At 65.2% G+C, this 21,009-nt stretch carries 20 protein-coding genes; 11 read left to right on the top strand and 9 right to left on the bottom strand.

All coding sequences use genetic code 11. From position 1 onward, the window contains the following. The first annotated feature begins 26 nt into the window (after positions 1–26). From C8J44_RS18435 to C8J44_RS08495, 3 genes are read left to right on the top strand one after another with little or no spacing between them, the layout of a single operon-like run. On the top strand, positions 27–173 hold the full coding sequence (locus tag C8J44_RS18435) for a hypothetical protein (protein ID WP_183128742.1): 147 nt from the start codon (positions 27–29) through the stop codon (positions 171–173). After that, positions 166–1,521, top strand: a complete 1,356-nt coding sequence (locus tag C8J44_RS08490) for a putative O-glycosylation ligase, exosortase A system-associated (protein WP_121904171.1) — start codon at positions 166–168, stop codon at positions 1,519–1,521. The genes C8J44_RS18435 and C8J44_RS08490 overlap by 8 nt, the downstream gene beginning before the upstream one ends. Positions 1,522–1,531: 10 nt before the next feature. Continuing rightward, positions 1,532–2,569 carry an acyltransferase gene (locus C8J44_RS08495; RefSeq protein WP_310886162.1) on the top strand — a complete coding sequence of 346 codons (1,038 nt, stop codon included), beginning with the start codon at positions 1,532–1,534 and terminating at the stop codon, positions 2,567–2,569. Positions 2,570–2,660: 91 nt separating this feature from the next. Here C8J44_RS08495 and C8J44_RS08500 read toward each other — a convergent pair whose 3' ends face one another. Further along, positions 2,661–3,224, bottom strand: coding sequence for a type 1 glutamine amidotransferase domain-containing protein (locus C8J44_RS08500; RefSeq protein ID WP_056065353.1), 564 nt, complete (start codon positions 3,222–3,224; stop codon positions 2,661–2,663). Between the two features lie 182 nt (positions 3,225–3,406). Between C8J44_RS08500 and C8J44_RS08505 the strand changes: the two genes are divergently transcribed. From C8J44_RS08505 to C8J44_RS08525, 5 genes are all read left to right on the top strand, one after another. Beyond that, positions 3,407–4,363: a DNA topoisomerase IB gene (locus C8J44_RS08505; RefSeq protein ID WP_121904651.1), complete on the top strand. Its 957-nt coding sequence runs from the start codon at positions 3,407–3,409 to the stop codon at positions 4,361–4,363. A gap of 11 nt (positions 4,364–4,374) precedes the next feature. Next, positions 4,375–5,541 (top strand): mechanosensitive ion channel family protein, encoded by a 1,167-nt coding sequence (locus tag C8J44_RS08510; protein ID WP_121904173.1) that lies wholly within the window; start codon positions 4,375–4,377, stop codon positions 5,539–5,541. Between the two features lie 155 nt (positions 5,542–5,696). Further along, positions 5,697–6,131 (top strand): MaoC family dehydratase, encoded by a 435-nt coding sequence (locus C8J44_RS08515; RefSeq protein WP_183128769.1) that lies wholly within the window; start codon positions 5,697–5,699, stop codon positions 6,129–6,131. 131 nt (positions 6,132–6,262) lie between these two features. Continuing rightward, on the top strand, positions 6,263–7,441 hold the full coding sequence (locus C8J44_RS08520; RefSeq protein ID WP_121904175.1) for an acetyl-CoA C-acyltransferase: 1,179 nt from the start codon (positions 6,263–6,265) through the stop codon (positions 7,439–7,441). Positions 7,442–7,838: 397 nt separating this feature from the next. Beyond that, complete coding sequence (locus C8J44_RS08525; protein ID WP_121904652.1) at positions 7,839–8,321, top strand: pyridoxamine 5'-phosphate oxidase family protein; 483 nt, start codon at positions 7,839–7,841, stop codon at positions 8,319–8,321. 38 nt (positions 8,322–8,359) lie between these two features. Here C8J44_RS08525 and C8J44_RS08530 read toward each other — a convergent pair whose 3' ends face one another. Continuing rightward, positions 8,360–9,592, bottom strand: coding sequence for a polyhydroxyalkanoate depolymerase (locus tag C8J44_RS08530; RefSeq protein WP_121904176.1), 1,233 nt, complete (start codon positions 9,590–9,592; stop codon positions 8,360–8,362). Between the two features lie 162 nt (positions 9,593–9,754). On the opposite strand from C8J44_RS08530, the gene C8J44_RS08535 reads away from it, so the two are divergent. Next, complete coding sequence (locus tag C8J44_RS08535) at positions 9,755–11,530, top strand: ABC transporter transmembrane domain-containing protein (RefSeq protein WP_121904177.1); 1,776 nt, start codon at positions 9,755–9,757, stop codon at positions 11,528–11,530. Here C8J44_RS08535 and C8J44_RS08540 read toward each other — a convergent pair. Beyond that, entirely contained in the window at positions 11,527–11,865 is a 339-nt protein-coding gene (locus tag C8J44_RS08540; protein WP_121904653.1) for a TfoX/Sxy family protein, read from the bottom strand. The genes C8J44_RS08535 and C8J44_RS08540 overlap by 4 nt on opposite strands. Before the next feature lie 111 nt (positions 11,866–11,976). On the opposite strand from C8J44_RS08540, the gene C8J44_RS08545 reads away from it, so the two are divergent. After that, positions 11,977–13,134, top strand: a complete 1,158-nt coding sequence (locus C8J44_RS08545) for a trans-acting enoyl reductase family protein (protein ID WP_121904654.1) — start codon at positions 11,977–11,979, stop codon at positions 13,132–13,134. Here the strand turns inward: C8J44_RS08545 and C8J44_RS08550 are convergent, their stop codons facing one another. Genes C8J44_RS08550 through rnr form a run of 3 tightly spaced genes read right to left on the bottom strand, consistent with a single transcriptional unit; the run spans position 13,135 to position 16,043 of the window. After that, entirely contained in the window at positions 13,135–13,434 is a 300-nt protein-coding gene (locus tag C8J44_RS08550; RefSeq protein ID WP_121904178.1) for a hypothetical protein, read from the bottom strand. 31 nt (positions 13,435–13,465) lie between these two features. Then, positions 13,466–13,762, bottom strand: coding sequence for a hypothetical protein (locus tag C8J44_RS18210; protein ID WP_147453161.1), 297 nt, complete (start codon positions 13,760–13,762; stop codon positions 13,466–13,468). A 49-nt stretch (positions 13,763–13,811) separates the two neighbouring features. Beyond that, positions 13,812–16,043, bottom strand: coding sequence for a ribonuclease R (gene rnr / locus C8J44_RS08560; protein ID WP_121904180.1), 2,232 nt, complete (start codon positions 16,041–16,043; stop codon positions 13,812–13,814). A 285-nt stretch (positions 16,044–16,328) separates the two neighbouring features. Between rnr and C8J44_RS08565 the strand changes: the two genes are divergently transcribed. After that, positions 16,329–16,598, top strand: coding sequence for a hypothetical protein (locus tag C8J44_RS08565; RefSeq protein WP_121904181.1), 270 nt, complete (start codon positions 16,329–16,331; stop codon positions 16,596–16,598). 409 nt (positions 16,599–17,007) lie between these two features. Here the strand turns inward: C8J44_RS08565 and C8J44_RS08570 are convergent, their stop codons facing one another. From C8J44_RS08570 to C8J44_RS08580, 3 genes are all read right to left on the bottom strand, one after another. Further along, positions 17,008–17,727: an SPOR domain-containing protein gene (locus C8J44_RS08570; protein ID WP_121904182.1), complete on the bottom strand. Its 720-nt coding sequence runs from the start codon at positions 17,725–17,727 to the stop codon at positions 17,008–17,010. Further along, positions 17,727–19,451, bottom strand: a complete 1,725-nt coding sequence (gene argS, locus C8J44_RS08575) for an arginine--tRNA ligase (protein ID WP_121904183.1) — start codon at positions 19,449–19,451, stop codon at positions 17,727–17,729. The genes C8J44_RS08570 and argS overlap by 1 nt, the downstream gene beginning before the upstream one ends. 401 nt (positions 19,452–19,852) lie before the next feature. Beyond that, positions 19,853–21,007 carry a DUF1501 domain-containing protein gene (locus C8J44_RS08580; protein ID WP_121904184.1) on the bottom strand — a complete coding sequence of 385 codons (1,155 nt, stop codon included), beginning with the start codon at positions 21,005–21,007 and terminating at the stop codon, positions 19,853–19,855. Positions 21,008–21,009: the final 2 nt, after the last annotated feature.

Genomic DNA, 21,009 nt, shown 5'->3' on the forward strand with positions numbered 1-21,009 from the left:
CATCGTTGCCGGAAGGAGGCCGCATCATGATCGACAACCTCGCGCTCGGCCTCAGCCACGGGCTGATGATGCTCGCCGCGTTCCTGTTGCTCAAGCGCCCCGACCTCGATCGCGAGCCGAGCCCACACGATACGCCCGACAAACCCGACACGAAGACCCGTCCCGGTGCGTGATCTCGCCTTCATCGCGTTCCTGCTGGCGTTTTTCGGGATGGGCTTCCGGCGGCCGTTCCTGCTGGTACTCGTCTACGTCTATATCGATATCGTCTCGCCGCAGCGCCTCACCTACCTGCTGCTCAACACCATCCCGATTTCGTTGATCGCGGTCGCGCTCGCGGTCGGCGGCTGGGTGCTCGCCGACGACAAGCGCGATACGCGGGTCGGTGCGCGGTCGATCCTGATCGTCGTGCTGATGCTCTATTGCTGGGCTACCACGCTCGCCGCCGACTTCCCGGTCGAGGCACTCGAAAAGTGGGACTGGGTGTGGAAGGCGCTGATCTTCGCCGCGTTCCTGCCGCTGACGCTGCGGACGCGGTTGCGGATCGAGGCGCTGCTGGTCTTCATGGTCCTGTCCGCCTCGTCGATCATTATCGTCGGCGGGATCAAGACGATCGCCAGCGGCGGCGGCGGCTATGGTCAGTTGAACCTGATGGTCGACAATAATTCCGGCCTATACGAGGGCAGCACGATCAGCACCGTCGCGATCGCGATCATCCCGGTGATCTTCTGGTTCATGGGGTATGGCACGATCTTCAAGCGCGACTGGCGGCTGAAGGGCTTCTGCCTCGCGCTGGTCTTCGCGTGCCTGCTGATCCCGGTCGGCACATCGACCCGTACCGGGCTGTTGTGCATCGGCCTGCTGGCGCTGCTGTCGTTGCGCGCGGTCAAGCGCAAGGGTCTGTATCTGGCGGCGATCGCCGCGCTCGGGGTTGCCGCCGTGCCGTTCCTCCCGTCGACCTTCACCAACCGGATGAACACCATCAAGACCTATCAGGCGGACGAATCCGCCTCGACCCGGCTGGCGGTGTGGAAATGGACGATCGACTATGCGAAGGATCATCCGTTCGGCGGCGGGTTCAACGCCTTTCTCGGCAACCGGATCCGCTACGACCTGAAGACCGCCGAGGGTGGCGCGATCACCGGCGGGTCGAAGGTCGAGGTCGACAAGGCGCGCGCGTATCATAGCGCCTATTTCGAGATGCTCGGCGAACAGGGCTATCCGGGACTGGCGCTCTGGCTGGCGATCAACCTGATCGGCATCGTTCGGATGGAGGTACTGCGTCGCCGCTACCGCGATCCCGACGACGAACTCGCCTGGGCCGGACCGCTCGCCGCCGCGTTGCAGAGCGCGCATATCGTCTATCTGCTGGGCGCCGCGTTCATCGCGATCGCGTTCCAGCCGTTCATCTACATGCTGATCGGGGCGCAGATCGGCCTCGACACGTATCTCGGCCGCAAGCGCAGCGAGCAGACGTTCCGGCCGATGCGCCGCGTACCGCAATCGCGACCCGCCCCCCTGTGAAGACTTGCGCGTGAAGACCGAGCTTCGGGCGCTGACCGGCGCGCGCGGTCTCGCCGCGTGGCTGGTCGTCCTCTACCACATCAGGCTGTCGATCGCCGGGCTTCCGCAGGCGGCGCTCGTCATCATCGCCAAGGGCTATCTCGCGGTCGACTTCTTCTTCTTGTTGTCCGGTTTCGTGATCTGGCTGACCTGGCATGAACGCCTGCGTGTGCAGGGCGTCGCCGGGATCGGCCCGTTCCTGCGCAAGCGGATCGCGCGGATCTGGCCGCTGCACATCGTTGTGCTGGCGGGTGCGGTGGCGCTAGCGCTGGTGTTCGTCGCGACCGGCCGCGCCGACCCGGTCGATTATCCCTTCGCACGACTCCCGCTCGACATACTGCTCTTGCAGAACTGGGGATTCACGGACCGCCTGGCCTGGAACGATCCGAGTTGGTCGATCAGCGCCGAACTCGGCGCCTATCTGCTGTTTCCGCTGCTGATTGCGAAGGTCGACTGGCGGCGGCTAGCCAGCCCGGTCTTGCTGGTCATCGCACTGGCGATCCTCGTGCTGCTCTACCTCACGACGGCCGCCCCGACGCTCGGTACCGATATCCCGCGCTACGGATTGCTGCGATGCCTGACCGAGTTCGCGACCGGTACGATCGTGAGCGCGCTCTGGCTGCGGTGGCGGGATGTTAGGAAAGGGCCGATCGTTATCGCTGCGTCGACCGCAGGCATCGCGCTTCTCGCGGCTTGGGCGACTGGGGCACCCGAAACACTGATGGTCCCGGCTGCGTTCGCTTGCCTGCTACTCGTATTGGCGCTCACAACCGCGGCAAATCACAATCCGCTCTCCAGCCGGGCGATCCACTATCTTGGCGAGATCAGCTATGCCACGTATCTCGGCCATTTCATGCTGTGGGTGGTGTTCAAGCTGCTGTTCGTCAGCAACGCGGCGGCCGTCCCGCCGATATTGATCGCGCTGTACCTCAGCCTGGTACTGCTGGCCTCGATCGCCCTCTACCACCTGATAGAACGCCCAGCGCAACGCTGGCTCAACGCCCGCTAGACCGACCCCCTTGTTTCCCCGCGAAGGCGGGGACCCAGTCTGGGCTCCCGCCTTTGCGGGATAACAAGGAGGCGCGCGCAGACTTTTCGGATCAGTCGACCGGCTCGTCGGCCAGCTCTTCCTCAAGCGCGTCGATGATCGCCTTGTTGAACGCGGGGATATCGTCCGGCTTGCGGCTCGTGATCAAATTGCCGTCGACGACGACCTCTTCGTCCACCACGTCCGCGCCCGCATTCTCCAGGTCCGTCCGGATCGACGGGAAGCTCGTCACGCGGCGTCCGTCGATCACGTCCGCCTCGGCGAGCAGCCACGGGGCATGGCAGATCGCGGCGATGATCTTGCCGTCCTCCATGAACTCGGTGATGATCTCGATCGCGCGCTCTTCCTGACGCATCGTGTCCGGGTTGGCGACGCCGCCTGGCAGCACCAGCGCGTCGTAGTCGTCGGTATCGACCTCGTCGAGCGTCAGGTCGGGCGTCGCCGTCTCGGCCTTGTTGATGTCGCCCTTCATGCCCTGAATCGGGTCGGTCTTGATCGAGGCGAGCGTCACTTTCGCGCCCGCCGCCTCCAGCGCTTTGCGCGGTTCGAACAGTTCGACAGTCTCGAAACCATCGGCAGCGAGCATCAATACGCGAGCTTGGGAAAGATCGGCCATGTCATGTCTCCAGTGAAATCCCGTGCCCCCTCAACCAAGCGCAGCCCGCCTCGTTCCGGAACGATGCGCCTTCCCGAACATTTGCAGAGATAGTCAGAATCAGACGCCCCCAAGGGACCACCGCATTGCCCATCAAGATCGTGTATTCCGACGACTCCAAGCCCGGCATTACCCGCAAGAAGATGCGGAACGGCTGGGGCTATTGGGATGCCAAGGGCGAACGCATCACCGACCGCGACGAGATCGACCGGCTGAACGCGGTCGGCTTGCCCCCCGCCTACCGCGACGCCTGGTTCTGCCCCAAGCCCAACGGCCATATCCAGGCGGTCGGCTGGGACGAGAAAGGGCGCAAACAATACCGCTATCATCTCGGCTTCCGCGAAGCGCAGGAGGCCGCCAAGTACGAACGCTGCGCCGATTTCGGCCACGCCCTCCCCAAGATCCGCAAGGCGGTCGAGGCAGACCTTCGCAAACGCTCGCTGACCCGCGAACGCGCGGTCGCCGCGGTCATCCGCCTGCTCGACGGCGGCCACATCCGCATCGGCAACGAAGCCTATGCCGAAGCGAACGAAAGCTTCGGCGCCACGACGCTGCGCAAGCGCCACGGCGAGGTGAAGGGCTCGACGCTGAAGCTCCAGTACAAGGGCAAGTCGGGCAAGATGCGGACGCTCAGGATCACCGACCGATCGCTCAGCAGCTTCGTCAAGAAATGCCAGGACCTCGACGAGCAGCATCTGTTCGCATGGCTCGACGATGCCGGCGTCGCGCATCCGGTCACCTCGACCGACGTCAACTGCTACATCCGCGACGTCACCGGCACCGATTTCACCGCCAAGAATTTTCGGACCTGGGCCGCCAGCGTTGCCGCGTTCGAGGCGCTGGCATCCGCCGAGCGCGACCTCAGCCTCAAGACGATGCTTGAACCGGTCGTAGCGCGGCTCGGCAACACCCACGCGATCGCCCGGAAGAGCTACGTCCACCCGTCGCTCATCGCGCTGGTGAAGACCGGTCAGTCGACCTTCCGCAAGGCGCTCCGCCTCCCCCGCGCCAAGCGCTACCTGAGCCGCGAGGAATGTGGCCTGATTACCTTCCTCCAAGCCGGGACGCCCGCTGTTGCGACACTGGCCAAAGCGGCCTGACGAGTATTTCCATGACCAATACCATTGCCGCCGCCAAGCAACCGATCTTCGACGCGGGCGACGTCGGCGACCAGGCGCAGGGCTTCGTCACCGCCAGCTTCGCCTGGGTCCAGGCCTATTGGCTCCAGATCCTGATCGCGTTCGGGATCGGCGCGGTGATCGTCGTCGCACTCCACACCGCGCGCCGCTTCGGCAGCAAACTCTGCGAACGCCCGCGCGCGCTCAACGGCTGGGGCATCGTCGTCGGCAAGGCGATCGCACGCACCGGCAATTTCTTTATCGTCATGCTCGCCGCCAAGCTGGTCGCGGGATACTCCGCCGCCCCCGGCGAAGTCGCGACGACGATCAACTTCCTGTTTACCGTCGCCGCGGTGTTCCAGGCGGCCGTCTGGGTCCGCGAGATCATCCTCGGCGCGATCGAGCACCGCACGCAATCCGAACATTATTCGGGCGAGGCGCTGCTTTCCGCGATGGGCCTGATCCGCCTGCTCGTCACCTTCGTGGTGTTCGCGGTCGCGCTGGTCGTCGTGCTCGACAATCTCGGGGTGAACGTCACCGGCCTCGTCGCAGGTCTCGGCGTGGGCGGCATCGCGATCGGCCTGGCGGCACAAGGCATCTTCGCCGACCTGTTCGCCGCGCTCGCGATCATCTTCGACCGCCCGTTCCGCCGCGGCGATTCGATCAGCTACGACACCGCCTCGGGCAGCGTCGAGGCGATCGGCCTCAAATCGACGCGCATCCGCGGCATCGACGGCGAGGAGCGCGTGATCTCGAACAAGAACCTCCTCAACAAGGAGATCCTCAACAACACGCAGCGCAACCACCGCCGCGCGAAGTTCGTCATCGGCGTCACCTATTCGACGCCCCCCGAAGTCTGCTCGCGCATTCCCGCGATGCTGAAAGAGATTGTCGAGGCCAACGACAAGATCTTCACCCGCGCCGGCTTCACCGGCTTCGGCGCGTCGAGCCTTGATTTCGAGGTCCAGTTCGACAGCAAGGGGCCCGATTATGCGAGCTTTTACGACGGTCGGACGGCGGTCGGCATCGCAATCCTGAAGCGGTTCAACGATGAGAAGATCGAGATCGCCTTCCCGACGCAGGTGAACATGATGGCGGCGCCCGATGGATCGGTGGTCATGCCCTATCCCGAACGCAAAGCGGCCCGCGACGAAGTTTAGAACATCGGGTTCGCGCTTCCGCCTGAGCGAATACGAGTTTTTCCTCTTTTAGGTTGGTCGAGGCTTGCAGGAGCCTTACCGACATGCCTAGAGACGCACCAGCGTTCAGCGCCAACCATGAGGGAAATGCCGTGGCCACGATCACCACTGCCGAAATGCAGGCCCGCATCGGCACCGAGACGGTCTCCGACTGGGTCGAGGTCACGCAGGCCATGATCGACAAGTTCGCCGATGCGACGGGCGACCACCAGTTCATCCACATCGATCCCGCACGCGCGGCGCAGACCCCGTTCGGCGGCACGATCGCGCATGGTTTCTTGACGCTGTCGCTGATGCCGCTGCTGTCGTCGAAGGTCCCCGATGCGCCAGCGATCGAAGGTGCGAAGATGGGCGTCAATTACGGCGGCAACTCGGTCCGTTTCCTGACGCCCGTCCGCTCAGGCTCGAAGGTACGCGGTCGCTTCAAGTTGCTCTCGTTCGACGAAAAGCGACCCGGCCAATGGCAGCAGACCAACGCCTTCTCGGTCGAAATCGAAGGCCAGGAAAAGCCCGCCCTGATCGCCGAATGGATCAGTCAGGTCTTCGTCTAAACTAATTCCCCTCCCGCTTGCGGGAGGGGTCAGGGGAGGGTCCGAGATAGCCGCGATTGCGCCGGCTGCTTTGGCCACCCGCTCCCCCAACCCCTCCCGCAAGCGGGAAGGCAGCAGATAAGGATAAAACCATGCGCTCAGCCGTCATCGTCTCCACCGCCCGCACCCCCATCGGCCGCGCCTATCGCGGCGGCTTCAACAACACCCCCGCCCCCACGCTGGCCGCGCATTCGATCAAGGCCGCGGTCGAGCGTGCCGGCATCGACGGCGCCGAAGTTGACGATGTAGTCTTCGGCTGCGCCCTCCAGCAGGGCCACCAGGCCGGCAACATCGCCCGCACCTCGCTGCTCCGCGCCGGCCTCCCCGTCACCGTCTCGGGCATGTCGGTCGACCGCCAGTGCGCGTCCGGCCTCATGGCAATCGCCACCGCCGCCAAGCAGATCATCACCGACAACATGGACATCACGATCGGCGGCGGCGTCGAGAGCATCAGCCTCGTCCAGACTCCGCAGATGCGCGTCGCGCCCGATCCCCAGCTGATCGCGATGCACAAGGACGTCTACATGCCGATGCTGCAGACGGCCGAGGTCGTCGCCAAGCGCTACGGCATCAGTCGCGACGCGATGGACGCCTACGCGCTCCAGTCGCAGCAGCGCACCGCCGCCGCGCAGGCCGCCGGCTATTTCGACGCCGAGATCGTGCCCGTCGATGCCAACATGGCCATCGTCAACAAGGAGACGAAGGAAGTCACGTACAAGGACGTGACGATCACCAAGGACGAGGGCAACCGCGCCGACACCACACTGGAAGGGCTCCAGTCGCTCAAGCCAGTCATGGGTCCCGACTTCACGATCACCGCGGGCAACGCATCGCAGCTATCGGACGGCTCGTCGTCGTCGGTACTGATGGAAGAGAAGATCGCGTCGCAGCGCGGTCTACAGCCGCTCGGCCGCTATGTCGGCATGGCAGTCGGCGGCACCGAGCCCGATGAGATGGGCATCGGCCCGGTGGTAGCAATCCCCAAGCTGCTCAAGCGCTTCGGCCTAAAGATGGACGATATCGGCCTGTGGGAGCTGAACGAGGCGTTCGCGGTGCAGGTCCTGTACTGCCGCGACAACCTCGGCATTCCCGACGAGCTGCTAAACGTCAGCGGCGGCGCGATCTCGATCGGCCACCCCTACGGCATGACCGGCGCCCGCGCGACCGGCCACGCGCTGATCGAAGGCAAGCGTCGCGGCGCAAAGTATGTCGTGGTCACGATGTGCGTCGGCGGCGGCATGGGCGCTGCCGGGTTGTTCGAAGTGCTGTGACCTTGCAAGGTATCCGGCAAAGGGATATTTAGAGTTCGGCGAAGGACATTCTCGCCTTTCTGGGAGCCTCGACCGTTGCAGCGGTCGGGGCTCTAATACGTTTGGGGCTTGGCTTGCAGGCCAAACCCCGCCCGTGTGCTTATCCTCGACGTGCCACTTCGATGATCTTCACGACCAAGGTCGCAAAGGCGAAGAGCACGCCTAGTATCAGACACAGATCGGTGAGAGACATTCTCGATCCTTTCTGGTCGACAGCAGAACTGCTGCCGCCGCCACCATGACGCGTCGCATGCGCTTTCACCAAGCTGGATTGCATACGCCGATCCGGCCGCCCCCGCGCAACCAACCTCCGCCCCGCCCGTTCTCAGTGGCAATCCAAGCCAATAGGAGAATGACGATGGCCGACAAGGATACCCCGCAGGAAGTCGCAGCGAAGTTCATCGAGAAGCTGAAGGCCAGCCCGTTCGTGATGATCGGCCTCAACGACGGTCAGCATTCCGAGCCGATGACCGCGCAGATCGACGACGATCAGCCCAACACGCTGTTCTTCTTCGCCGGCCGCGACAACCGTATCGCCAAGGGCGGCGCGGCGATGGCGCAGTTCGTCGGCAAGGGCCATGATTTCTTCGCGTGCATGGCCGGCGACGTCTCGACGTCGAACGACCGCATGCAGATCGACAAGCTCTGGAACAACCAGGTCGAGGCATGGTTTCCGGGCGGCAAGGAAGACCCCAACCTGACGCTGTTGCGCTTCGACATCGACAGCGCCGAGCTGTGGGAAACCGACATCTCGATCGGCGGCCGCCTGAAGATGCTGTTCGGCGGCACGATCCGCTCAGACGAGTCGAGCAGCCACGCGGTGGTTAACTCGATCGCCTAAGCTAATTATGGGCAGCCCGTATTGGCTGCCCATTTTTCTTACCCGTTCGCGGTGATGAACTCTTCCACTACCGGTGCGATCTTCTCCCGCCAGCACGTGCCGTTGAAGATGCCGTAATGACCGGCCCCTTCCGCCATCAAATAGCGCTTCTTATCGTCGGGTAGCGCAGTCGCCAGCGTCAGTGCCGCCTTGGTCTGCCCCAACCCCGAAATATCATCGCGCTCACCCTCGACCGCGAGCAACCCAATGTCGGTGATCGCCGCCGGATCGACCAGCCGGCCGCGATGCGTCATGATCCCCCGCGGCAGCGCATGGTTCTGGAATACCACATCGATCGTCTGGAGATAGAATTCCGCGGTCATGTCGCAGACCGAGCGGTATTCCTCGTAGAAATCCTGACTCTGCGACGCGCTCTCGCCGTCGCCCTGGACGAGATGCTTATACATTTCCCAGTGCGAGACCATGTGGTTGCCCAGATTCATCGACATGAATCCGGCGAGTTGCAGGAAGCCAGGATATACCTTCCGCCCCGCACCCGGATAATTGCCCGGCACGGTCGCGATGACGTTCTGCTCGAACCACGCATGCGGCCGCTCGGTCGCCAGCGTGTTGACCGCGGTCGGTGCCTCGCGCGTATCGACGGGACCACCCATCATCGTCAGCGTTTTCGGACGGCACGGGTTCTTGTCCGCGCTCATCAGCGCGACGGCCGCATAACACGGCACCGAGGGTTGGCAGACGGCCAGCATGTGCGTGCCCCCCTGCCCCTCATTCGCGCCGATCGTCTCCAGATATTCGATCAGATAATCGATGTAATCATCGAGATCGAACCGCCCCGCCGACACCGGCACGCTGCGCGCATCACGCCAGTCGGTGATGTCGACGTCCGCGAACGGCAGCATCCGCTCGACCGTCCCGCGCAGCAAGGTCGCGTAATGGCCGGACATCGGCGCGACGATCAGCAGCTTCGGACCGCCCTCGACGCCCTCGCGCACGAAGCGCTTCAGCTGCCCGAAGTCCTTCCGCAGCACGATCTCCTCACGCACCGCGACCTCACGACCGTCGATCGTCGTCGTATCGAGCCCGAACGCCGGCTTGCCCCGCGTTGCATTCGCGTGTGCGAACACTTCGAGCGCCGAGGCGACTACCGTACCGCCGCCCAAATAGGCGAACGGGTTTGCCGGATTGTTGAGCATATCCGCGCCGAAGCTCGCCATCTTGCTGGCGCCGGCCATCATCGAACGCTGGAATTCATAGGCATCGTAGAGCATGCGGTATCCTCTCGCCTCATCGGGCTTTGCACGGTGGTAACGCAATTTTGCCGCAGTGCAACGCGCGATCGACGGCCGCTCCGTCCCGCGCGACTGGATCACCGCTCTCGGCGACGCCCGGTTCTCGTTGAGCGCCACCCCCGCCACTGCTAGGCACCGCGCATGGCCAAGCCGATACCCGAAGAGAAGACGTCCCGCCGGATCGGCGATCTCGCGATGGTGTGGCGTCACGCCTCCCAATACCCTCGCCAGATCGCGTTCGCGGGGCTCGCGCTGATGATGACCTCGGCGGCGACGATCGGCATTCCGTACGGATTCAAGCGCGTCATCGACCGCGGCTTCGGCCCCGGTGCGGGCGGATCGGTCGCCAACTCGTTCCACTATTTGCTGATGATCGTCGTGGTGCTCGCGCTCGCGACCGCTGTGCGCTTCTATTACGTGTCGTGGCTAGGAGAGCGCGTCGTCGCGGATATCCGCACCAACGTGCAACGCCATCTCCTCCGCCTGACACCGCGCTTCTTCGAGGAGAACCGCCCGTCCGAAATCGCCTCGCGCCTGACCTCGGATACGGCGCTGATCGAACAGGTCGTCGGCAGCACGGTGTCGATCGCGCTGCGCAACACCTTCACCGGCATCGGCGGGCTGATCTACCTGTTCGCGATCTCGCCGAAGCTCGCGGGCATGCTGATGATCGGCATCCCGCTGATCATCCTGCCGATCGCGCTGCTCGGCAAACGCGTGCGCAACTATTCGCGCACCTCGCAGGACCGCGTCGCCGACGTCGGCTCGATCGCCACCGAGACGCTTGGCGCGATGAAGGTGGTGCAGGCGTTCGGGCAGGAAGACCGCGAGGCGATCCGGTTTGGAGACGCGGTTGCCGCGACGTTTGCTGCAGCGCGCGCGCGGATCATGCTGCGTGCGGTGATGACCGCGATCGTCATCGGCCTCGTCTTCGGGTCGATCACATTGGTCCTGTGGGAAGGCGCAATCGACGTCGGGGCGGGCCGCATCAGCGGCGGTGCCATCGCTGCGTTCGTGCTGACCGGAGGGATCGTCGCGGGCGCGTTCGGCGCACTCACCGAAGTATATGGCGACCTGTTGCGCGGCGCCGGTGCGGCCGGGCGCCTGTCCGAACTCCTACGCGAAAAGCCCGAGATCGCCGCGCCCACCAACCCGGTCGCCCTGCCCCAGCCGCCGCGCGGCGCGCTCGCGTTCGAGGGGGTGCAGTTCCACTACCCGACGCGGCGCGACGTCGCCGCGCTCAACGGCTTCTCGCTCGACGTGAAGCCGGGCGAGACGGTCGCCGTCGTCGGCCCCTCGGGCGCGGGCAAGACGACCCTCTTCCAGCTGGTCCAGCGCTTCTACGACCCCGACGCCGGGCGCGTGACGCTAGACGGCATCGACCTGCGCGACGCCGACCCGGCTGAAGTCCGCGCCCGCATCGCGATGGTCCCACAGGAGACGATCATCTTCGGGGCCTCGGCCCGCGACAATCTCCGCTACGGCGACTGGTCCGCAACCGACGAACAGCTCTGGGCCGCCGCCGAAGCCGCCAACGCCGCCGAATTCCTGCGCAAGCTCCCCGAAGGCCTCGACACGTTCCTCGGCGAAGGCGGCGCGCGGCTGTCGGGTGGCCAGCGCCAGCGCGTCACGATCGCCCGCGCGCTCATCCGCGATGCGCCGATCCTGCTGCTCGACGAGGCCACAAGCGCGCTCGATGCCGAAAGCGAGCGGCTCGTGCAGGAGGCGCTCGAGCGGCTGATGACGAACCGCACCACGCTCGTCATCGCGCACCGCCTCGCCACGGTGCGCGCAGCGGAACGGATCATCGTGATGAGCGATGGTCAGATCGTCGAGGAAGGCTCGCACGCGTCGCTGATGACCAACAGCGGGCTCTACGCGCGGCTCGCCAGCCTGCAGTTCAACGAGGCAGCCTAGACTTTCTTGGGCTTGGGCTTTTTCGGTTTCGGCATCGGCAATTCCGCGGTCGAGATACGCACGAGTTCGGCCAGCCACTCCGCATCGTCCCAGCGATCGGCGTCGACCAGCAGGCACGGTTTAGCGCCGGGATAGGGCGGCGCTTCGTCGATCGCCCCCGCGAACGCGCGGCCACCCGGAGTCGGCTTCACGAACAGTTGGTCGTCGCAGATCAGCGCCACCATCCTGCCATCGCAATAAACGCCGTATTCGCCGAACATCGGCTTTGCCGAGACCTCCCCCGCCGCGGCGAGCTGGTCGACGATGAACGCGACGGTCTTGCGATCGGATGCCATCGGGCGATCCTCGCAGATCGGCGCGCTCCTGGCGAGCCGCATGTCGCGATGGCGTTTCGCTTGCGACGGCGCCCGCACGCGCGCAAAACTGCCACCAGACAGGAGATGGATATGCGCGACTTCGACATCGTCATCTACGGCGCGACCGGGTTCACCGGCCGGCTCGTGGCGGAGTATCTCGTCCAGACCTACCCGACCGGCGTTAGATGGGCGATGGCGGGGCGCTCGCTCACGAAGCTGCAGGAGGTCCGCGACCTGATCGGAGCGCCTGCCGAGACGGCGCTGATCGCTGCCGACTCCGACGATCCCGCCAGCCTCCGCGCGATGGCCGAACGCGCCACCGTGGTCATCTCGACGGTCGGACCGTACCAGCTGTACGGCTCCAATCTCGTCGCCGCCTGCGCCGCGACCGGCACCGGTTATGTCGACCTGTGCGGCGAGCCCGCATGGATGCGCCACATGATCGACGCACATGAAGGCGAAGCCACGCGGACCGGTGCGCGGATCGTGTTCTCCTGCGGGTTCGACTCGATCCCGTTCGATCTCGGCGTGCTGACATTGCAGGATGCGGCAAAGGCCAAATACGGCATCCCCGCCCCCCGCGTAAAAGGCCGCGTGCGCAAAATGCAGGGGACGTTCTCGGGCGGCACCGCGGCCAGCCTCAAGGCGACGCTCGCGGCCGCCGCGCGCGGTCCCGGCATCGTCAAGCTGCTGACCAGCCCGTTCGCACTGACGCCTGGCTTTAGCGGACCGCACCAGCCGACCGGGCTGCTCCCCGAATACGACACGACCCTCTCGGCCTGGGTCGCGCCGTTCGTGATGGCGCCTATCAACACCAAGAACGTCCACCGCACCAATTTCCTGCTCGGCGAGGCCTATGGCGCGGACTTCGTCTATGACGAAATGATGGTCGCGGGGCTGGGCGATATCGGCAAGGTCGCGGCGGAGGCGATCGCGAAGTTCAATCCATTCTCGGGCGACAAGGGGCCGAAGCCAGGTGAAGGACCATCGAAGGAAGAGCGCGACGCCGGGCATTACGACCTGTTGTTCGCCGGCATCATGCCAGGCGGCGAACGGATCGACGCGGTCGTCACAGGCGACCGCGATCCCGGCTATGGCTCGACCAGCAAGATGATCGCCGAGGCGGCGTTGTGCCTCGTTCAGGACGTGGAGGGCGATGGCGGGATCTGGACACCGGGTGCGCTGATGGGGGCGAAGTTGCGCGATCGGCTGGTGGCGAAGGCGGGGCTTACTTTCACGGTCGGGTGATCAACCGCGGAAGAACCGCGTGGCGATCCAGGCGATCAGCACCGACACGATGATGGCGATCGGTACGGCGAGACGTCGGCGTCGCTCGATCGCAGCATAATGCGCGTCGAGATCGAAATAAAAGCGGCCTGGTGCGGTTTCGCGGACGATGCCGTTGGCGCGCAGCCGATCGAACGCCGCCTGCTCCCGAGCATCACGAGGTTGGAACGCGATCGCATCGTCAGGTCCGATCGCGTGTCGCGCCAGAAACAGCGCCGGGATGACGCCGCGGATCCGATGCGGACGCAACGCCATCGGCATGCCGGATGGGCTCGGATTTACCGGCAAGAGCTTATTCGGCAAGCGCGAAGACCGTCGCCGCCGCCGCAACGCTTGCAGCGACGCCCGATACGCCGACGATCGCTGCGGCTCGAAGTCGTACCGAAGCGCGAAATGCGCCAAGTTTGCGGGCGTCGAGATGGTAACGCCCGACCCCGTCGTCGACGATCGCGCCATAGACTCGAAGTTGGCGAAATATCCGCGCGTCGTTCGCGACATAGGGGATCGCACGATCAGCCGACGTGGCCCGTGCCGCAACGAAATCCTTGACGATCCGTCGACGCGATCGGCCTAGTATAAGTCCCCGCATACTCTCCCCCCGCGCCGATCTCGCATAACGCGGAGGGTTTGCGCAAATCCTAACGTCGCTTGCCTTGGTGGCGGATGTTCGCCGGGCGACCACGCCGCTTGATCTCGCGCACCGGTTTGCGTCCGCCCCGTGGGGGCTGTGCGGCCCCCTTTCCCTCGGGCATCTCGAAGCGGAGGGCACCCGACACCGGGTTCGCCTCTGCCAGCCGCAGCTCCAGTGTCTGCCCCTGCGCGAAGACATCGCCGCTATGCTCGCCGGTCAGCGTCCGCGCGCCCTCGTCGAAGCGGAAATATTCGCCGCCGAGATCACGCACCGGCATCAGGCCGTCGCCACCGATCCCCTCGACCGTCGCGAAGAAGCCGAAATTGGTCACGCCGGTGATCCGCACGTCCATCACCTGGCCGACGCGCTCCGACAGGAACGCCGCGACATAGCGATCGGTGGTATCGCGCTCCGCCTCCATCGCGCGGCGCTCCAGCCGGCTGATGATCTCGCCGACCGACTCCATGTTGGCCGCATCGTCCGCCGGCAGTCCGCCCTCGCCCAGCCCATAGGCAGAGACCAGCGAGCGGTGGACGATCAGATCGGCATAGCGCCGGATCGGCGAGGTGAAATGCGCGTAGCTGCCGAGACTGAGGCCGAAATGCCCGTGATTGCCGGGCGCGTAATAGGCCTGGGTCTGGGTGCGGAGGATCTGCTCCATCACCTGCGGCCGGAAATCCGCGTCGCCGATCCGCTCGATGATATGGTTAAACGTCGCCGGCCGCACGACCTGCCCGAGCGCGAACGGCACGTCGAACGTCTCCAGATACTCCTTGAGCGCCGCCAGTTTCTCGCGGCTCGGCGGCTCGTGGATGCGGTACATGACCGGCGCCTTCTTCGCCTCCAGCGCCTTGGCGGCGGCGACATTGGCGGCGATCATGTAATCCTCGATCAGCCGGTGCGCATCGAGCCGTTCGCGCGGCGACACCGACATGATCCGTCCCTGCTCGTCGAGCACCACGCGACGCTCCGGCAAATCGAGATCGAGCGGCGCCCGCGCATCCCGCGCCTTGGCCAGCGCATGCCAGCAGGCCCAGAGCGGCTGCAATACGCTCAGCATATCGCCGCGGTCGTCCACCACCGACGATGCGCCGTCGATGATCGCCTGCGCCTCCTCATACGCCAGGTTCGCCGCGATCCGCACCACCGCGCGCGTAAAGCGCCACGACTTGAGCGAGCCATCCTTGCCGATCCGCAAATGGCACGCGAGCGCGGCACGGTCGGCACCTTCCTTCAGCGAACACACCTCCGCCGACAGGATCTCGGGCAGCATCGGCACGACGCGGTCGGGGAAATACACCGAGTTCCCGCGCCGCCGCGCCTCGCGGTCGACCTCGGACTTCGGCCGCACGTAAAAGCTGACATCGGCGATCGCGACGATCGCCTTCCAGCCGCCGGCGTTGGAGGGATCGTCATCCGCCTCCGCCCACACCGCATCGTCGTGATCGCGCGCATCCTCAGGATCGATCGCGACGATCGGCAGGTCGCGCAGATCCTCACGCCCCTCACCCAACGGCAGCTTCGACACCCGCTCCGCCTCGTCGAGCGCCTCCTGCGAGAAGACGTCCGGAATGCCGAGCTTGTGGATCGCGATCAGCGAGAAACTCCGCGCCGCAAACGGATCGCCGAGCTTCGACACCACACGTGCGGCAATCTTCGGCGGCTTGCCCGCGAGTTCCGCCAACACCAGATCGCCCGGCGCCGCGCCGCCTGCGTCCGCGACCGCGAACTCACGCCGCTCGCGCTTGTCGACGCCCGTCAGCCAGAGCCGCCCGGCCTCTTCGCGCAACACGCCCAGGACCTGCTCGGACGCCGGCGCGAGCACCTTCATCGGATGCGCTATCCAGCCATTCCCGGCCTCCTCGGTGCGCGCGAGGATCCGCTCGCCAACGCCCAGTGCCCCGCGTTTCCGTTCGCGCACGCGTAGACGCGGCGGCGGCACGCCCTCCGCCTCCCAGCGCTCCGGGACCGCCCAGACGTTGCCGCCGTCATCGACATCGGCGATCCGCAGCACCGTCACCTTCGGGATGCCGCCCATCTTGTGAAAGGCCCGACCGGGCGCGCTGTCGATCAGGCCTTCGTCGGCCATGTCCTTCAACAGCGCTTTGAGCCCGATCTTGTCCTGCGCGCTGAGCCCGAAGCCCTTGGCGATCTCGCGTTTGCCCGCGGGCACGTCGGACGTGGCGATGAAGTCGAGGATCTGCTCGCGCGTCGGAAGACCGGCTTTTGGTTTGTACATGGCACAGAGATAAGCACGCCGGCCCGTTCCGTCACCCCGCAACCGGTCGCCCCGGAGTCCTCATTTCGCGCCGACCCTGGCGGAGCAGGCGCGACGGCCAAACAGCCAGGCCAGAGACATATCCCCAATTGGGTATGCAGACGTCTGCTGCGAGTCTGATGAGAATGGCTTGAGTACGAAGACCGACTGCCATTCATTTGAGCAATAGGTATGCCTAAGGGCGTTTATCGCTTGCAACGCATCCGGATCGGCATAGTCTGTGAGAAACACATAAGGAGAGAGATCATGGCAACGTCCCTGAAGCTCGAGGCGGATCCCGAGGACAAAAACCTCGTCATCCTGCAGAGCCTGATCTGCCTGTTGCGCGAGAAGAACGTCCTTTCGCGCGCGGATATCGAAGAGCTGTGCGACAAGGTCCAGGCGCGGGTCGCCAATCACGACAGCGATCCGCTACCCTGCCAGATGGATGGAGCGCGCGCCGCAGCGACCGAAGTCGCGCAGATCGGCGACTATATCGGCCGCAAATACGGCGGGAAGCATCGGCGTTCGCTCTAGATCTTAGAGGGCGAAGATCGGTCATTGCATCGTGCGTAGGGTGCACTTGAAAAGGCCGGCGGTTAGAGATCGGCATGCATAGTCGTAAGCGGCTGCACCGAAGCACACGATAGACGATGCATAGGTTGTAGCGCGACGAAAGCCGTAGCCGTCGACGCTTGTTTCAGCGCGACAAAGACAAGAACCCATTTCGCATCGGTCCGCGCTTCCTTGTTCGCTCGCAAAAGCGTGAGCCCAGTCTGGTCCCCGCCTTTGCGGGGAACCATGCTTACGTCGCCTTCAGGCGTACACATCCACATCGAACCAATCCGGCATGACAGACATATTCTGTCAAATCATCCAACGTCGGCTTGATTAGGTCATTTCACCGTCACCAACCGGGCGGCTCCCGCCCGGCTAGCCATCATACTCAGCTCGCGACGAAGCACGTCTCGCCCGCGACGCGCAACCGGCCGCAGATATCCGCCGCCTGATTCGCGCTGCCCGCATTCACCCGCAGGCGATACAGCGTGCGGCCACCCGTCGCGACCGGCTGGACCGACTTACCCAGGGCACCGACATATGCAAACCGCTTCGAGAAGTTCGTCCAGGCCGCGTTGGCGACCGCCTCGCTTGGATACGCGCCGAGCTGGACCAGCGAACCGCCGGTAGCCGCGCCAGCGCCACTCGGCTTCGACGCTGACAGCGGTGCCGTGGCGACCAGCCGCCCCCCCGATGCAGGAACCTGTGCGACCGCGTTGCGACCCGCTGCGTCGTCCGCCTTGGCAGCGACAGCGCGCTTGCCGGCGACCGGTGTTTCGGGGACGCCGCGCAGATCGATCGCGCCGTTGCCCGACTTGCCAGCGCTGGTCGCGATCGCCGAGTCGCCCTCGCCCTTGACCTTCAGGCCGCCGGCGTCGTCCGGCTTGACCTTGTAGTCGCCTTCCTGCGCGGCGATCAGCTGACCATCGCCGGTCGGCGCGCGCTGTTGCAGCTTGTAGATTCCGAAGATGATTGCGGCGAGCACCGCCAGGCCGAGCACGACCAGCGCGATCACGCGGCCGATGCCCACCGTGTCCTGCTCGTCCGGCTCGACGGTTTCGAGCCAGGGGAGCCGGTCTTCCTCGCGCAGATCCATGTCTTCGGCCATCACTTCATCTCCGAAACCGCTTCGACACCCATGATGGCGAGGCCGTTATGAATAATCTGCCCTATAGCGGACGCCAAGAAAAGCCGTGCCGCGGTCGCCTGTGGATCCTCGACCACCAGGAAGCGGCGATCGGGACGGTCGTTTCCGACATTCCATAGCGCGTGGAACGCTGCCGCCAAGTCGTAGAGATAAAACGCAATTCTGTGTGGTTCGCGCGCGGTCGAGGCGATCTCGACGAGCCGCGGAAACTGCGCTGCAAGCTGTACGAGAGCAAGTTCGTCCGTATCAAGCCGGGACAAATCCGCAGAAATAGGTGTGATTCCCGCCTCTTCCGCACGCCGATGCAGCGATGCGATACGAGCATGCGCGTACTGGACGTAGAAAACCGGGTTGTCCTTCGACGCCTCGACCACCTTGGCGAAGTCGAAATCCATCTGCGCATCCGACCGCCGCGTCAGCATCGTGAAGCGCACGACATCCTTGCCGACCTCGCGCACGACATCCGCCAGCGTGACGAAATTGCCCGACCGCTTAGACATCTTGACCGGCTCGCCGTTGCGCAGGAGCCGGACCATCTGGACGAGCTTGACGTCAAACCGCGTCTTGCCGCCGGTCAGCGCCGCCACTGCCGCGACGATCCGCTTGACTGTGCCGCCATGATCCGCGCCCCAGATGTCGATGAGCTGATCGGCGCTCTGGCTCTTCTGGAAATGATAGGCGAGATCGGCGCCGAAATAGGTCCACGACCCGTTCGACTTTTTGATCGGGCGATCCTGGTCGTCGCCGAACTGCGACGAGCGGAACAGCGGCAGCTCGACCGGCTCCCAATCGTCGGGCGTCTCGCCCTTCGGCGCTTCGAGCACGCCGTCATAGACCAGATCGCGCGACCGCAATTCCGCCTCGGCTGCCTCAGGCTTCTTCGCAGCCTGAAGTTCGGCCTCCGACGCGAACACCTCGTGCTCGATCCCGAGCAAGGCCAGATCGGCACGGATCATCACCATCATCGCGGCGACTGCCTGCGTGCGGAAGATGACCAGCCATTCGCTCTCGGGCGCGCCGACATAGCGGTCGCCGAACTCCTTCGCGAGCGACTGGCCGACGGGGACGAGATAGTCGCCGGGGTACAGCCCCTCGGGGATCTCGACGGTTTCGCCGAGCGCCTCGCGGTAGCGGAGGTGGACCGAGCGCGCGAGCACGTCGACCTGACCACCGGCATCGTTGACGTAATATTCGCGGATCACCTTGTGGCCGGCGAATTCGAGCAGGCTGGCGAGCGCATCGCCGACGACCGCACCGCGGCAATGCCCCATGTGCATCGGACCGGTCGGGTTTGCCGAGACATACTCGATGTTGACGGTGATCCCGTCGCCCTGCTTCGACCGGCCGTAGTCGGCGCCCGCCTCGGGGATCGCGGCCAGTTCGGCGCGCCAGGCGTCGTCCGTGAGCTTCATGTTGATGAAGCCCGGTCCCGCGACGCTCGCCGAGGCGACGTCCTCGAGCTTCGACAGTTCGACGACCAGCGCATCGGCGAGCACGCGAGGATTGGTCTTGGCGGGCTTGGCCAGAACCATCGCAGCGTTGGTTGCGAGATCGCCGTGGCTCGTGTCGCGCGGCGGCTCGACCGTGACGTTCTTGCGGTCGAGCCCAGCCGGCAGCGTTCCCGCGTCGGTCAGGGTGTCGAGCGCCGCATCGATATGCGCGGCGAAACGGGTGTAGAGCGTCATGGCAGTCCCGGTACGTCAAGGAAACGCGCGCTCTAGACCATCGCGGCTTTGCGCTCAATTTTAATCCCGCCGGGGGGCGGCGTGATACGTGTCGACCAGTCTCACCGTCATTCCCGCGAAGGCGGGAACCCATACTGGCTGGCCGTGCGAGGTGTAGCTGCCGTCCGAGAATATGGGTCCCCGCCTCCGCGGGGATGACAGATAGGATGAGGCACATTTTTAGGCGACCACCCCCGTCATCCTGACGAAAGTCAGGACCCAGGGTTAAAAGGGGCGACGTAGTAGTGCTCTGGGTCCTGACTTTCGTCAGGATGACGGACTTGGTGAAGGTTGCGGCTCTTCCGGTAAAGAAGCGCGGGCGAGCGGCGACTCGGTCGGGCGCATCTACAGCCCCCCAACACTCAGACCCGCACCAGCCCCTCAACCACCGCCGTCCTTGCGCTCGCAGGAAACAACGCGGCCATCGCGCGGACCGGCTCGACGTCGAAATGCGACGACACTGCGCCGCCGATGAACGCGTCGAGTTGCATCGTCGGTTTCAGATCGCGCGCCTCGTACAGCGCGGTGGGCGCGAGGCCCGGCCAGTCGGACACTACCCTGCCCCCTTTCACGCCGCCGCCGAACAGCATCGCAGACGTCCCCGTGCCGTGATCGGTTCCGCCGGTGCCGTTGACCGCGACGGTCCGCCCGAACTCTGTCGCGACCAGCACCATCGTGTCGGCCCATAACGGTCCCAGCCCCGCCTGTAGCGAAGCGACCATCGCGTCGAGGCCCTTCAATTGCGCGGTCAGTCGGCCGCGTTGGCCGGTGTGCGTATCCCAGCCGCCGGTCTCGATCATCGCGATCCGCGCGCCGGTGTCGGGCTTGAGCAAGCGCGCGGCGAGCGCGCCGGTCGCCGCTGCATTGCGCCCGCCATCCTGCGCGAGATCGCTGGTGAGTTGCCGCGTGGCCATCGCCTCGCTCCACAGGCCGTGAAGTTGCTGATCGCCCTCGTACAGCATCGCGACGCGTTGCAGCAGATCGTCGGACGCGTCCGGCAAGCTCGACGGCGCATAGGATGCCACCTCGCGCCGCCCCCGCAGCGCCATCGGCACGGTCGCCGCGACCGCGATCGCGCGTGCCTCGTCGGCCGGCAGCACGCCGAGCAGCCGGTTGAGCCAGCCGTCGCGGACCTGGTATGCGCTCGCGCCGCCGGTCTCGAGGACGTTCTGGCCATCGAAATGCGAGCGATCGCGGTAGGGCGAGGCGATCGCATGCGCGAACAGCGCCTGACCTTGTTTGTAAAGCCCGGCACTCGCGGTCATCGCCGGGTGCAGCGTGAACATGCCGTCGAGCTTGGCGCCCGTGGCGAAGTCCGCCGCGAGATCGCCCCGTGCGCCCGCAAACGCCGGATCGCCGACCGCGCCGATCGTGCCGAGACCATCGGCCGCGCCACGCTGGATGATGAAGACGAACCGCTTGTCGGTCGCCGCGCGCGCAAAGGCGATGCGAGGCGCGAAGGCGGACGCCAGCACGCCAAGCGTCCCGGTGGTGAGGAAGGAACGACGGTCAAGCATGA

It is taken from the genome of Sphingomonas sp. PP-CE-3A-406 (genome assembly GCF_003688625.1).
In the GTDB taxonomy this organism is placed as follows: Bacteria; Pseudomonadota; Alphaproteobacteria; order Sphingomonadales; family Sphingomonadaceae; genus Sphingomonas.

What these genes read in the sequence shown, in the direction of transcription:
- C8J44_RS18435 (WP_183128742.1), top strand. Translation starts at nt 27, where the DNA reads ATGATCGACAACCTCGCGCTCGGCCTCAGCCACGGGCTGATGATGCTC.
- C8J44_RS08500 (WP_056065353.1), bottom strand. Translation starts at nt 3,224, where the DNA reads ATGGCCGATCTTTCCCAAGCTCGCGTATTGATGCTCGCTGCCGATGGT.
- C8J44_RS08505 (WP_121904651.1), top strand. Translation starts at nt 3,407, where the DNA reads ATGCGGAACGGCTGGGGCTATTGGGATGCCAAGGGCGAACGCATCACC.
- C8J44_RS08510 (WP_121904173.1), top strand. Translation starts at nt 4,375, where the DNA reads ATGACCAATACCATTGCCGCCGCCAAGCAACCGATCTTCGACGCGGGC.
- C8J44_RS08515 (WP_183128769.1), top strand. Translation starts at nt 5,697, where the DNA reads ATGCAGGCCCGCATCGGCACCGAGACGGTCTCCGACTGGGTCGAGGTC.
- C8J44_RS08520 (WP_121904175.1), top strand. Translation starts at nt 6,263, where the DNA reads ATGCGCTCAGCCGTCATCGTCTCCACCGCCCGCACCCCCATCGGCCGC.
- C8J44_RS08525 (WP_121904652.1), top strand. Translation starts at nt 7,839, where the DNA reads ATGGCCGACAAGGATACCCCGCAGGAAGTCGCAGCGAAGTTCATCGAG.
- C8J44_RS08530 (WP_121904176.1), bottom strand. Translation starts at nt 9,592, where the DNA reads ATGCTCTACGATGCCTATGAATTCCAGCGTTCGATGATGGCCGGCGCC.
- C8J44_RS08535 (WP_121904177.1), top strand. Translation starts at nt 9,755, where the DNA reads ATGGCCAAGCCGATACCCGAAGAGAAGACGTCCCGCCGGATCGGCGAT.
- C8J44_RS08540 (WP_121904653.1), bottom strand. Translation starts at nt 11,865, where the DNA reads ATGGCATCCGATCGCAAGACCGTCGCGTTCATCGTCGACCAGCTCGCC.
- C8J44_RS08545 (WP_121904654.1), top strand. Translation starts at nt 11,977, where the DNA reads ATGCGCGACTTCGACATCGTCATCTACGGCGCGACCGGGTTCACCGGC.
- C8J44_RS08550 (WP_121904178.1), bottom strand. Translation starts at nt 13,434, where the DNA reads ATGCCGATGGCGTTGCGTCCGCATCGGATCCGCGGCGTCATCCCGGCG.
- C8J44_RS18210 (WP_147453161.1), bottom strand. Translation starts at nt 13,762, where the DNA reads ATGCGGGGACTTATACTAGGCCGATCGCGTCGACGGATCGTCAAGGAT.
- rnr (WP_121904180.1), bottom strand. Translation starts at nt 16,043, where the DNA reads ATGTACAAACCAAAAGCCGGTCTTCCGACGCGCGAGCAGATCCTCGAC.
- C8J44_RS08565 (WP_121904181.1), top strand. Translation starts at nt 16,329, where the DNA reads ATGGCAACGTCCCTGAAGCTCGAGGCGGATCCCGAGGACAAAAACCTC.
- C8J44_RS08570 (WP_121904182.1), bottom strand. Translation starts at nt 17,727, where the DNA reads ATGGCCGAAGACATGGATCTGCGCGAGGAAGACCGGCTCCCCTGGCTC.
- argS (WP_121904183.1), bottom strand. Translation starts at nt 19,451, where the DNA reads ATGACGCTCTACACCCGTTTCGCCGCGCATATCGATGCGGCGCTCGAC.
- C8J44_RS08580 (WP_121904184.1), bottom strand. Translation starts at nt 21,007, where the DNA reads ATGCTTGACCGTCGTTCCTTCCTCACCACCGGGACGCTTGGCGTGCTG.